This is a genomic window from Trebonia sp. (assembly GCF_049794275.1).
Lineage (GTDB): Bacteria > Actinomycetota > Actinomycetes > Streptosporangiales > Streptosporangiaceae > Trebonia.
The window spans coordinates 1-11013 of record NZ_JBARCR010000521.1 but is presented as its reverse complement, the minus strand read 5'-3'; the positions used below and the strand labels follow the sequence as shown (position 1 = coordinate 11013).

General features: G+C 70.3%; 14 protein-coding genes and 1 pseudogene. 7 read left to right on the top strand and 8 right to left on the bottom strand.

The features are described 5' to 3' along the window. The 3 genes and pseudogenes from WA805_RS14390 to glgA form a co-directional block, all read left to right on the top strand. Positions 1-320 (top strand): annotated as a pseudogene (locus tag WA805_RS14390) (hypothetical protein); the annotation flags it as partial. 30 nt (positions 321-350) lie between these two features. Continuing rightward, positions 351-1589: a glucose-1-phosphate adenylyltransferase gene (glgC, locus tag WA805_RS14385; protein ID WP_425242568.1), complete on the top strand. Its 1239-nt coding sequence runs from the start codon at positions 351-353 to the stop codon at positions 1587-1589. After that, positions 1586-2749, top strand: a complete 1164-nt coding sequence (gene glgA, locus WA805_RS14380; RefSeq protein ID WP_425242567.1) for a glycogen synthase — start codon at positions 1586-1588, stop codon at positions 2747-2749. Before glgC ends, glgA begins: the two co-directional genes overlap by 4 nt. Positions 2750-2918: 169 nt before the next feature. Here glgA and WA805_RS14375 read toward each other — a convergent pair whose 3' ends face one another. The 8 genes from WA805_RS14375 to WA805_RS14340 form a co-directional block, all read right to left on the bottom strand. Then, on the bottom strand, positions 2919-4784 hold the full coding sequence (locus WA805_RS14375) for a complex I subunit 5 family protein (protein ID WP_425242566.1): 1866 nt from the start codon (positions 4782-4784) through the stop codon (positions 2919-2921). Continuing rightward, on the bottom strand, positions 4784-5128 hold the full coding sequence (locus WA805_RS14370; protein ID WP_422339115.1) for a sodium:proton antiporter: 345 nt from the start codon (positions 5126-5128) through the stop codon (positions 4784-4786). The genes WA805_RS14375 and WA805_RS14370 overlap by 1 nt, the downstream gene beginning before the upstream one ends. Then, positions 5128-5880: an MnhB domain-containing protein gene (locus tag WA805_RS14365; protein WP_422272877.1), complete on the bottom strand. Its 753-nt coding sequence runs from the start codon at positions 5878-5880 to the stop codon at positions 5128-5130. The genes WA805_RS14370 and WA805_RS14365 overlap by 1 nt, the downstream gene beginning before the upstream one ends. Further along, entirely contained in the window at positions 5877-6134 is a 258-nt protein-coding gene (locus tag WA805_RS14360) for a hydrogenase subunit MbhD domain-containing protein (RefSeq protein ID WP_422272875.1), read from the bottom strand. The genes WA805_RS14365 and WA805_RS14360 overlap by 4 nt, the downstream gene beginning before the upstream one ends. Continuing rightward, positions 6131-6475 (bottom strand): monovalent cation/H(+) antiporter subunit G, encoded by a 345-nt coding sequence (locus WA805_RS14355; RefSeq protein ID WP_424558809.1) that lies wholly within the window; start codon positions 6473-6475, stop codon positions 6131-6133. Before WA805_RS14355 ends, WA805_RS14360 begins: the two co-directional genes overlap by 4 nt. Next, the gene (locus WA805_RS14350) at positions 6466-6717 is read right to left on the bottom strand and encodes a monovalent cation/H+ antiporter complex subunit F (RefSeq protein ID WP_422288433.1); all 252 of its coding nucleotides are present in this window, start codon (positions 6715-6717) and stop codon (positions 6466-6468) included. Before WA805_RS14350 ends, WA805_RS14355 begins: the two co-directional genes overlap by 10 nt. Further along, positions 6714-7259 carry a Na+/H+ antiporter subunit E gene (locus tag WA805_RS14345; RefSeq protein WP_425242565.1) on the bottom strand — a complete coding sequence of 182 codons (546 nt, stop codon included), beginning with the start codon at positions 7257-7259 and terminating at the stop codon, positions 6714-6716. The genes WA805_RS14350 and WA805_RS14345 overlap by 4 nt, the downstream gene beginning before the upstream one ends. A 91-nt stretch (positions 7260-7350) precedes the next feature. Further along, positions 7351-8178 (bottom strand): DUF1684 domain-containing protein, encoded by an 828-nt coding sequence (locus WA805_RS14340; RefSeq protein WP_422339111.1) that lies wholly within the window; start codon positions 8176-8178, stop codon positions 7351-7353. Between the two features lie 222 nt (positions 8179-8400). Between WA805_RS14340 and WA805_RS14335 the strand changes: the two genes are divergently transcribed. The 4 genes from WA805_RS14335 to WA805_RS14320 all read left to right on the top strand — a co-directional run. Beyond that, positions 8401-8640 (top strand): hypothetical protein, encoded by a 240-nt coding sequence (locus WA805_RS14335; protein WP_422278527.1) that lies wholly within the window; start codon positions 8401-8403, stop codon positions 8638-8640. Positions 8641-8783: 143 nt separating this feature from the next. Then, positions 8784-9737 (top strand): anti-sigma factor RsbA family regulatory protein, encoded by a 954-nt coding sequence (locus tag WA805_RS14330; RefSeq protein WP_422339110.1) that lies wholly within the window; start codon positions 8784-8786, stop codon positions 9735-9737. A gap of 39 nt (positions 9738-9776) precedes the next feature. Beyond that, complete coding sequence (locus tag WA805_RS14325) at positions 9777-10127, top strand: STAS domain-containing protein (RefSeq protein WP_422326740.1); 351 nt, start codon at positions 9777-9779, stop codon at positions 10125-10127. Between the two features lie 195 nt (positions 10128-10322). Further along, positions 10323-11013, top strand: a 691-nt coding sequence (locus WA805_RS14320) for a glycosyltransferase (RefSeq protein WP_425242564.1), incomplete at its 3' end; no start/stop codon positions are given.

The window sequence follows — 11013 nt, the reverse complement described above, 5'->3', positions numbered from 1 at the left end:
TCCTGAACCCGGTCATCATGTCCAAGACGGTGAAGATCAGCCCGCTGCTCGTGCTGGTCGCGGTCCTGGTCGGGGCGTCGGTGGGCAGCCTGGTCGGCGGGCTGTTCGGCGGCTTCGTGGCCGCCCTGCTGGCCATCCCGATCGCCGGGGCGCTGCAGGTCCTCGTCCGGGAGGCGTGGAATGCCACCGCCCCGCCCCGGGAACCCCCGGAACCGCCGCCCGGGCAGGCTGAGCTGGAAGATCCGGTGAACGCCCCGGGAGAACTCTTCCCAGTCCCGACCGATAAGGGGGAGCATGGCCCTGAGGCCGCCGCACCGTAAGCCGCACTACGCCTCTTAGGAGGACCGGACATGGCAAGCAAGTCAGTCCTGGGCATCGTGCTCGCCGGGGGCGCGGGAACCCGCCTCAGCCCGCTGACGGCGGACCGGGCGAAACCGGCCGTCCCGTTCGGCGGCCTGTACCGGCTAATCGACTTCGCGCTGTCCAACCTGGCCAACGGCGGCATCCGCAAGATCTGCGTGCTCACCCAGTACAAAAGCCACAGCCTGGACCGGCATATCTCCACCACGTGGCGGATGAGCTCCCTGCTCGGCAACTACGTGACCCCGGTCCCGGCCCAGCAGCGGCTCGGCCCGCACTGGTACACCGGCTCGGCCGACGCCATCTTCCAGTCGATGAACCTGATCAACGACGAGCGGCCGGACATCGTGATCGTCTTCGGCGCCGACCACGTGTACCGGATGGACCCGATGCAGCTGATCGACCACCACGTGCGGCACGGGGCGGGCGTGACCGTGGCGGCCATCCCGGTGCCGCGCAGCGAGGCCTCCGCCTTCGGCATCGTCGGCGTCGGAGCGGACGGCAGGACGATCGACGCGTTCCTGGAGAAGCCTTCCGACCCGCCGCCCATGCCGGGGAACGCCGACATGAGCTACTCGTCCATGGGCAACTACGTGTTCGACACCGACGTGCTGGTCGACGCGCTGCGCAAGGACGCCGACGACGACTCGAGCCGGCACGACATCGGCGGCAACATCATCCCGAACCTGGTGCAGAACGGCAGCGCGCACGCCTACGACTTCAGTCTCAACGAGGTTCCCGGCGCGACCCCGCGGGACGCCGGGTACTGGCGCGATGTCGGCTCGCTCGAGTCCTACTTCGACGCCCACATGGACCTGTGCGCGGTCGAGCCGATCTTCAACCTGTACAACGACCAGTGGCCGATCCTGACGTCCGTGCCGTCGCTGCCGCCGGCCAAGTTCGTGCACGAGGCGGGAGACAGGGTCGGGCGGGCTATCGACAGCCTGGTCAGCCCCGGCGTGGTGATCTCCGGCGGGCTGGTGCGCCAGTCCGTGCTCTCACCCGGGGTGCGGGTGAACAGCTGGGCCACGGTCGAGCGGTCGGTGCTGCTGCACAACACCAAGATCGGCCGGCACGCGGTGGTCCGGGACGCGATCATCGACAAGAACGTCACCGTGCCGGAGTGGGCGCAGGTCGGCGTTGACAAGGACCACGACAGGGCGCGCGGCTTCGTGGTCTCGGCCGGCGGCATCACCGTGGTGGGCAAGGGGCAGGAGGTCGTGCCGTGACTCAACCCCCCACCACCGGCAAGCTCAAGGTCGCGCTGCTGACCCGCGAGTACCCGCCCGAGGTCTACGGCGGCGCGGGCGTGCACGTCGAGTACCTGGCCAAGTCGCTGGCGCCGCTGGTGGACCTGACCGTGCACTGCCAGGGCATTGACCGGCCCGACGCGGTGGCGCACCATCCGTGGGGCGCGCTCAACGATCAGGTGCTCCGCGTGTTCTCCACCGACCTGTCGATGGCGGAGGCGGTCGCCGGCGCCGACCTGGTGCACTCGCACACTTGGTACGCGAACCTGGCGGGCCGCCTCGCCTCGCTGCGCTACGGCATCCCGCACGTCGTCACGATGCACTCCCTCGAGCCGCTGCGGCCATGGAAGGCCGAGCAGCTTGGCGGCGGGTACGCGCTGTCGTCGTGGGCGGAGCGGGAGGCCGCCACCCACGCGTCGGCGGTGGTGGCGGTCTCCGAAGGCATGCGGGCTGACATCCTGGCCGCTTATCCAGACATTCATCCGGAACGTACGCGTGTCATACGCAACGGCATCGACACGGCCGAGTACAGGCCGGACCCCGGCACCGACGTTCTCGAGAAGCACGGCGTCGACCCGGACCGGCCCTACGTCATCTTCGTCGGCAGGATCACCAGGCAGAAGGGCGTGTCCGTGCTGCTGCGGGCCGCGTCGGCGATGGAGCCGGAGGCCCAGCTCGTGCTCTGCGCGGGCGCGGCGGACACGGCGGAGCTTGGCGCTGAGGTCGCCGGCCTTGTCGCCGCCCTGCAAGCGACCAGGTCCGGCGTGCTGTGGATCCCGGAGATGCTGCCCAAACCGGAGATCATCCAGTTGCTCACGAACGCGCTCATCTTCGTCTGCCCGTCGGTGTACGAGCCGCTCGGCATCGTCAACCTGGAGGCGATGGCGTGCGGGACCGCCGTGGTCGGCTCCCGGGTCGGCGGCATCCCCGAGGTCGTCGACGACGGGGTGACCGGCCTGCTCGTGCCGCCGAACGACCCGGCGTCCCTCGCGGACGCGATGAACGCGCTGCTGCACGACCCCATGCGCGCGGCCGAGATGGGCAGCGCAGGCCGGGAGCGGGCGGTCGCCGAGTTCAGCTGGGGCGCCGTCGCGGCGCAGACCGCGGCGCTGTACGCGGAACTGACCGGAGCGGATTAGCCGTTCGCCTTGATGTCCCTGGGGCAGCCGCATGTCCCGCAATGCCATATGTGGCACTTCGTGCAGGCAATCAGGTTGTGCATGACTCCATAGATCCCAAGTCCTAATGAATTTAGGTACAACACGGGCGAGCGGCCGCCCATTCCGGAGCCGGGGCGGGGAGACCGGGTTAGCGGATTACCAGGGCCAGCAGGCCGCCGAGGGTGGCGACGCCGGCGATCAGCCAGGTGATGTAGTCGTTGATGACGCCGCTCTGGAAGCGGCGGATGGCGACGGTCAGGCCGGCGCCGGGCTCGTAGCCGCGGCGGAGCAGCGGCAGGCGGCGCCAGTAGAGCGCTGTCAGGGCGAGCGCCGCCGCGCCGAGCACGGAGCACAGCGCGGTGACCACGGAGACAACGGTGACGTCCGCGGGGGACACCGGGTAAAGCGGCACGGCGCGGGTGACGCGGGCGCCGGTCAGCACGGTGGCGATGTACGCGGGCTGGTCCTGGAACCTGGCGGCCGCCATCACCAGTCCCGCGGCGATCTTCGGCACCATGGCGGCGACGCCGGCGGCCAGGCCGAGCGCCGCCAGCGCGGCCGCCGGGACGAGCATCGACAGCGGCGTCCGCTGCCTGGCCTCGTCCGTCTCCCCCGTCTCCTCGTTCGCCTCGGCGGTCATCCGCGGGTCCTCCCCCGGCGGGTCGCCGAGCCCGTAGAACACGCCGCCCGCGACCCGCAGCACCGCGCCGCCGACGAGGATGCCGCAGGCCAGGAGGATGGCGGTCAGCCACGGCGCGGCCGCGCTGTCCTCGATCCAGCCCTTGCCGAGGAAGGTGCCGAACGGCGGCAGGTCGGCCAGCCCGAGGGCGGCCGCGGTGAAGATCACGCCGGTGACCGGCAGGCGCCTGCCGCGGCCGTGCAGCCAGGTCTCGTTCACCGAATGCAGCCGGTGCAGCACGATGCCCACGCAGAGGAACAGCGCGCCCTTGACGAACGCGTGGCCGGCGACGTACAGCGCGGTGCCCGCCAGGCCGAGTGGGGTGAGCAGCGCGAACCCGGCGAGGAACATCCCGGCGTGGCTGATCGTGGAGAACGCGAGCAGCCGCTTGAGGTGCCGCTCGCGGAAGGCGAACAGCGCGCCTACCACCGCCGTGAGCACGCCGAGCGCCAGGAACAGGTGCGAGATCTGCTGCCGGTGGCCGAGCGCCGCGCCGAACACCGACCAGTACATCCGGGCGATTCCGTACAGGCCGAGTTCGACCATCACGCCGGAGAACAGCACGCAGACCGGCGTCGGCGCGACCGCGTGCGCGTCGGCGAGCCAGAAGTGGAACGGGACGATCGCGCCCTTGACGAGCAGCCCGGTGATGATCAGCAGGAAAGCGATGACTATGAGGCCACTGGGGTTGTGGGGGTGAGGGTTATTGCCGGCGGCGGTGTGGCGGTTGACGTAGGCGGCGATCTGGGCCATGTTCAGCGCGCCGGTGCGGCCGTAGATGAGCGCGATCCCGGTCAGCGACAGGTAGGCGCCGACGCTGTTGGTGATGGCGAAGTTGAGCGCGCCCTGGATCGGGCCGCGCTCTTCCGGGCGGTACGCGGTCAGCGCGTAGGCGGACACGCCCATCAGCTCGAACCACACGAACAGGTCGAAGACGTCCCCGGTGAGGCAGAACCCGGTCATGCCCGCGAGGAACGTCAGCATCAGGACGTGGAAGTAGCCCCCGGCCTGGGGGAAGTACCGCCAGGAGAACACCAGCGACGCGGTCATGAGCACCGCGCCGAGGCAGGCCAGCCCGGCGCTCAGCGGGCCGGCTTCGAAGTCGATCCCGATCACGATGCCGCCCGAGGGCCGGAAACCGGCGAACCAGTATGCGGAGTCGGCACCATACGTTCGGACGACGAGGAAAGCGAGCATGACGGCGACGGATGCCGAGACTCCGACGGCGAGCACGTCGGCGACCCGCCGATGCCCCGCGAACAGCGGACGGGTGGCGAGGAGGGCGGCGGCGGCCGCCAGCGGCACCGTCACCGACAGGGCGTAGAGCTGGTCCATCAGCCCTTGAACTCAGCGAGCTCGTGCGGGTCCAGGGTGCCGAACCGCTTGTGCGCCTGGATCGCGAAGGACAGCAGCAGGGCGGTCACCGCCGCCTCGACTACCACGTCGGTGAGCGCGAGCGCCTGCACCACGGGGTCGACCGCCTTGGTGTGCAGCGGGATGTCGAAGAAGTACGGCGCCGCGCCGCCGGTCACGTAGCCGACGCCGAGCAGCAGCACGTACGTCGAGGACTGCACGACGATCAGGCAGACGATCTGGTGGATGAGGTCGCGGCTGGTGACGATGCCGTACAGGCCGACGACCACGACCCAGGCCACGACCAGGAACGGGAAGATACCCATCAGGCGCTCCGCAGCAGGGTCTGATCGAGCAGCTCGCCGACGATCAGCACGAACGCGGCGGCCACCTCGATGCCGACGAAGAAGCTGATCAGCGCGATTGTCCCCGACGAGCTGACCGCCCCGGGGGTCGTGCCGAGCGGCAGGTAGTTGTACAGGTACGGCAGGTTCATCGCGATCGCGGCGAGGCCGACGGCGACGAACCCGCCGGCGCCGAGCGCCTCGACCGCGTCCAGCAGCGCGTCTGGGCTGAGCCTGCGGAAGCAGAGGAACTCACCGGCCAGGTAGATGAGGATGAACGCGCTCGCCAGGATCACGCCGCCCTGGAAGCCGCCGGACGGGTCGGTCTGCGCGTGCGAGGCCAGCCACCAGCCGAGGAGGGCCGTGGGGCCGACCATCAGCAGCGCGGCTACCCGGACGGCGCTGCTGCTCGGCGGGACGGTCCTGGATTCGGCCTCGTCGGCCGGCTCGGTCTCGCGTTCCTCGCGCAGCTTCCTGAGCACGACGCTCATCCCGGCCGCGGCGGCGAACAGGATGAACTCCTCGCCGACGGTGTCGAAGCCGCGGTATTCGAAGTTGATGGCGGAGACGACGCCGGTGGCGTTCGTCTGCTGGACGGCCACCCGGAGGATCTCCTGGCCGTACGGGCCGGGGTAGCTGCCGAAGCCGGGCAGGCCGGTGAACGCCCACAGGTAGCAGGCGACGAGTCCGGCGGCGGCCACGGCGAAGAACCAGAGGCGCTGCCTGGGCGTCACTGCTCCCGCTTCCTTACCTTGGCGATCGCGAGCAACAGGATGATCGGCAGCACGACGGCGCCGACGGTCAGCTCGGACAGCGTCACGTCGGGCGCCTGGAAGACGAGGAACAAGATCGCCAGCAGCATGCCGTAGACGCTGAGCCCGAGCACCTGGCGGACCCGCGTCCTGGTGCGGACCACGACCGTCGCGCCGGCCGCGACCAGGACCAGGACGGTGGCCTGGAGGGTGTTCATCAGGCCGGCCGAGATCATCGCGGCTCCTTCGCCTTCGCCCGCTGGCTGTCTTGGCGTGGCTGGCGCCAGTCGCCGCTGTCGCGGACGCGCATCGCGCGGATCGTGGCGTGCGACAGGAACGGGGCCGCGACGATCATGAAGAACAGCGCGACGATGGTCGCGCCGGTGTTCTCGTCGAGGCCTTCCCTGACGAAGATCGCGAGCGTCACGAACACCGGCGCCACGATGGCCGCGGGCGTGACGTAATGCAGCCTGGCGCAGGCGTCGGGCATGACCGCCACGCCGAGCGCGGCGGCCGCGACCGTCAGCACGGCCAGGCCGAGCAGCACGTCGATGACGACGTCCCTGATCACAGCCATCGCTCCAGGGCGCGGACGTACACCAGGCCGCTGCCGTACAGCAGCACGGCCAGCAGCACCGGCAGCTCGAACAGGCTCGGCCGCTTGAACCCCTCGGCGAGCAGCGCGAGGATCATCACCGCGACCGCGGTGATGAACTGGTAGCCGACCACGGCGTCCGCCGCCGTGCCGCGGACGATGGTGACGCCCGCCGGGACCATCACGATCAGCATCGCGATCGCGGCGACGATGAAGGCGCTCACCGGTCCGTCACCAGCTCGTGGACGACCATGACGTCGCGTTCTTCGTCCATGCCGAGGACGAATTTGTTGGGCGCGAGGCTGTACGCGCCGGTGAGCAGGACGCGGCGGGTCACGCCGAGCGGCGTGTCGTCCCCGTACCGGACCGGCAGTTCCGTGAAGCCGCCGCGTGGCGGGCGCCGCGTGGCCAGCGTCCTCGCGAGCGCGGCGAAGACGGTGTATGTGTCATGGGCCACCTCGCCGGGCAGGCGGAACGCCCTGACGAGCCAGCCGGCCCTGATCTCGAATCTGGTGGCGGCCTGGTGGCTGGCGATCTCGGCGGCCAGCGCGGCGAGGGCGGCGGCGCCTGCCCCGGCCAGCAGCTCGTCGAACTGCAGTGAGTCGTCGACCGCGACCCACAGCGACATCAGGAGCACCCACCAGGCGAGCCAGGTGGCGGCGCGGTGCCGCGCTGCCGGCTCGGGCTGGCCTCGGTTGCCGCGCTGCCTCGGCTCGCCTGCTAGGGGACCTGACGGCGGAGGCTGCCGCGCGCTCTCTTCGGCCATGGGCACGCGTCTTCCCCCCGCGGTTGGGGGCAAACGCTTCGCTAGCCCGCGGCGGGTACCCGCGGCCGATAGCGGACGGCGAGAGCCTTGGCTACGCTACTCCCGCCTTCGCCTCGTAAGGCATCTGCTCGCCAGCCTCGACGGCCACCGGAAGGCGGTTCTCCGCCGGCGGGAGCGGGCAGGTCGCGAACTCGGTGTACGCGCACGGCAGGTTGGTCGCCTGGTTGAAGTCCAGGGTGACCGTGCCGTCCGCGCCGGGCGCCGACACCCGCAGCGACCGATTGGCGGGGTACGTCGTGACGCCGCTGGTCGCATCGGTGAACAGGATGTGCAGGCTGCCCGGGGTGTAGCCGTTGAACGCGGTCAGCGCGAGCGGCTGCCCGCCGGCCTCGAACTCGACGACGCCAGGCGCCGCGTACACGTGCTGAAGTCCTTCGACGACCGAGCCGACGACGACGTCTCTTGGCTCGTCAAAGGGCCGGTAGCGGCCGCGGATCACCCAGCGCGGGTCGGGCGCGTACGCGGGAGTGCCCCGGAAGCCCGTGCGCAGCGGGTTGTCCGGGTGGCGCGGGCGCAGGATGTCATTCCCGCCGCGCTTGGCCACCTCGTACACGCCGTCGGCGTCGCTGGGGAAGAGCCCGCCGCGTTCGGGGATCTGGCCGAAGCGGTGCCGGCCTGTGATGCCGACGCCATCCAGCGTCAGCTCCTCGCCGGGGGCGAGGCGCACTGTGATGCCGTCGCCGTCGGCAGCCCACTCCCCTGGCGCGTCGGGGAACCGGGTCGGGGTCTCGGTGAGCCAGTTGATGCTGGTGATCGCCAGGAACCCGTCCGGCGCCGCGAGCCGGTCCTCATGCTGCTTGTGCCACACGTCCCAGTCGGCGGCGAAGTCCTCGCCCGCCTGGGCATCCAGACCACTCATAGTGGCGCAAGCATCGAGGCAAGCCGCCGTATTCCCGGGAAAAGAATCGCTGTACGATATAACTTGGCCGTGCATTCGTCCGCGCCTTGGCAGGTGATGGAGTTGAGGCAGATGAGATTCCGCGCGCTCATCGCGCTAGACCCCGCGGGGCCGCGTTCCGCGCCTCCCTCGCGACCATCGCGGCCGCCCGCGCGTCGTTACCTGAACCACACTCACGCGCTGATGGTCCAGGCGCCCCGCCTGCGCAGTCCCGGCGGCAGCCGGATCTTCGCTGCCGAGATCTGCTGGGATGACGAAGAGCCCCTGTACCCCGGCGACCACGCCGAGGTGACGATCACGGTGATCGATGACGAGGCATCCGAATTCCTCGACGGCGGGCAGCGGATCACCCTCTGGGCGGGCGGCGACGTCGGCCACGGCACCATCACCCGGCGGATCTTCACCGAGTACGGTCCCTACTGATCCCGAAACACGGCTGGGAAATGACCGGTCACAAAGACGGCGGTTTGCGCAGCACCAGGTCGGGTAGTGCGAAGCAGCGTGCAGTGGGACCGAGGACGTGCAGTGGGACCGAGTATCTGTCCAGGAGCGCGGCGGAGGTGACGATGGCTGAGTCACCGGCGACGGCCGGCTCCTTCAGGCACGTCGGGTTCTTCTACCGGGCCGCGAAGGAGTACGCGACCACGGTGGCGGCGTTCCTCGGCGACGGCGTAGCCGCGGGCGAGCCCACCTTCGTCGCGGTCCCTGAGGGTCGGCTGAGCCTCATCGCGGACGCACTCGGCGCTGACGCACGGCGCGTGGAGTTCGCGGACATGACCGAGATGGGGCGCAACCCGGGGCGGATCATCCCCCGTGTCCAGGCGTTCGTAGACCTGCACGCCGGGCAGCACGTGCGATACGTGGGCGAGCCGATCTGGGCCTCCCGCAGCCGGGCCGAACTGCGAGAGGCGACCAGGCATGAAGCACTCGTCAACCTCGCGTTCGCCGGCGCGGACGCGGAGATCCTGTGCCCCTATGACACCACGCGACTCGGCCAGGCGGTCATCGCCGAGGCCATGCAGACCCATCCGCTGCTGCTGTCCGGCGGCGGTGCGAGGACGAGCGCGGAGTACGCCGGACCGTTCGGCCTCCCGTCCAGCTGCGGCGCTCCGCTGTCCGCGCGGCCGGACACCGCCATGATCCACACCTACCGGAGCGACTTGTCGCAGGTCAGGGCCCTGGTGCTGAAGAGTGCCAGGGAGGCGGGCCTCCCCGATGAGCGAGCCGGCGACCTTGTGCTCGCCGTCAGCGAGGTCGCGGCGAACACGCTGCGCCACACCCCGTCAGCCGGCACGCTGGCCATCTGGCACGATCCGCACGAGATCGTCTGCGAGATCCGCGACGACGGCGTCATCACCGACCCGCTCGCCGGCCGTCGCAGGCCCGCGCCGAACGCGCTGGGCGGGCACGGCCTGTGGCTCGTTCATCAAGTCTGCGACCTAGTGGAACTCCGCTCGGACAACACCGGTACCACCGTCCGCATGCACATGGCGATCCGGTCGCCGCGGCCGCTTAGCTGAGCGGCGTCAGCGGCCGCGTTCGTGTGGTAAAACTCGGGTGTGGACCTGCTCACGACGTCTGTCGCGACGGTCGAGTCAGACAGCGAGCCATACACGCTGGTAGAGCTCACCGGAGAAGCTGACGTGACCAATAGCGACGCGCTTCGCGAGGTGCTGGACGCCGAAGTGGCGAAGCAGCCGCGCACGATGATCATCGACCTGTCCGGGCTGCGCTTCATGGACTCCTCGGCGCTGCACGTCGTCTTGCGCGCCAACCGGGTGATGGACCGCCAGGGCGGCGTGCTCGCCCTCGCGTCGCCGCGTGAGCCGGTGGCGAAGATGCTCCGGCTGACCGCCGCTGACCAGCTCATTCCCGTGTATCCCAGCGTGCGCGAGGCCACCGCGGGATAGCCGGGCCAAAAAAAATCCGGCAAGCCCCTGTTTACCGCGGTCCCGGCCGGGATATATTCCCACTCAGTGGTGCCTACGACGCAGGCACGTTCCACGCCAGTTATCGGCGTGCGTGCTCGCGCGGCCCACTATTTTTTTTGACCCGCAGCCTCCCGAGGGCACGCCGTGACGGCTCCCCGACGAGGAGGCTCATCCATGAAGATCGCCCTGGTAGCCCAGCACACGACATCGCTCGCCGAAGACGCCAGGTTGCGCGAACTGAGCCGGAGCCTGGCCGGCAAGGGCCATCGCGTCACCGTGTACGCGAGGAAGGACGGCGCCGCGGCGCCGGCCAAGGCCGAGCTTGAGCCGGGCGTTCAGATCGAGCTCATCGGCCCGGGCGACAAGCACGCGAGCGACGAGTCGCAACTGCTCGCCCAGGTGCCCGCGTTCAGCCAGCCGCTGCACGAGCGGTGGCGCCACGAGCGCCCCGACGTGGTGCACGCGCTGCGCTGGACCAGCGGCCTCGCCTCCCTCGCCGCCGCCCGCGACCTGCGCATCCCGGTCGTGCAGTCGTTCGACTCCCTTGGCGTCGCGGAGCGCAGGCACCACGTGCTGCCGGTCAGTGTCGGCACCGAGCGCATCCGGCTCGAGCCCGCGATCGGCCGCAGCGTCAACGCCGTGGTGGCCGGAAGCTCCGACGAGGAGTCGGACCTGACCAGGCTCGGCGTCCCGCGCCGGTCGATCAAGGTGGTGCCCTGCGGCGTGGACACCGACGAGTTCAACCCAGAAGGCCCGGTGGCCGACCGCACCGGCCGGCACCGGCTGGTGACCGTGGCGGACCTGCAGGAGCACGACGCGCTCGCCACGCTGCTGCAGGCGCTGTCCAAGGTGCCCGGCGCTGAGC

Excerpts from the sequence above, each read along its gene's own strand:
- WA805_RS14340 (WP_422339111.1), bottom strand. The coding sequence starts at position 8,178 with ATGAGTGGTCTGGATGCCCAGGCGGGCGAGGACTTCGCCGCCGACTGG.
- WA805_RS14370 (WP_422339115.1), bottom strand. The coding sequence starts at position 5,128 with ATGGGTATCTTCCCGTTCCTGGTCGTGGCCTGGGTCGTGGTCGTCGGC.
- WA805_RS14355 (WP_424558809.1), bottom strand. The coding sequence starts at position 6,475 with ATGGCTGTGATCAGGGACGTCGTCATCGACGTGCTGCTCGGCCTGGCC.
- WA805_RS14335 (WP_422278527.1), top strand. The coding sequence starts at position 8,401 with ATGGTCCAGGCGCCCCGCCTGCGCAGTCCCGGCGGCAGCCGGATCTTC.
- WA805_RS14345 (WP_425242565.1), bottom strand. The coding sequence starts at position 7,259 with ATGGCCGAAGAGAGCGCGCGGCAGCCTCCGCCGTCAGGTCCCCTAGCA.
- WA805_RS14330 (WP_422339110.1), top strand. The coding sequence starts at position 8,784 with ATGGCTGAGTCACCGGCGACGGCCGGCTCCTTCAGGCACGTCGGGTTC.
- WA805_RS14375 (WP_425242566.1), bottom strand. The coding sequence starts at position 4,784 with ATGGACCAGCTCTACGCCCTGTCGGTGACGGTGCCGCTGGCGGCCGCC.
- glgC (WP_425242568.1), top strand. The coding sequence starts at position 351 with ATGGCAAGCAAGTCAGTCCTGGGCATCGTGCTCGCCGGGGGCGCGGGA.
- WA805_RS14360 (WP_422272875.1), bottom strand. The coding sequence starts at position 6,134 with ATGATCTCGGCCGGCCTGATGAACACCCTCCAGGCCACCGTCCTGGTC.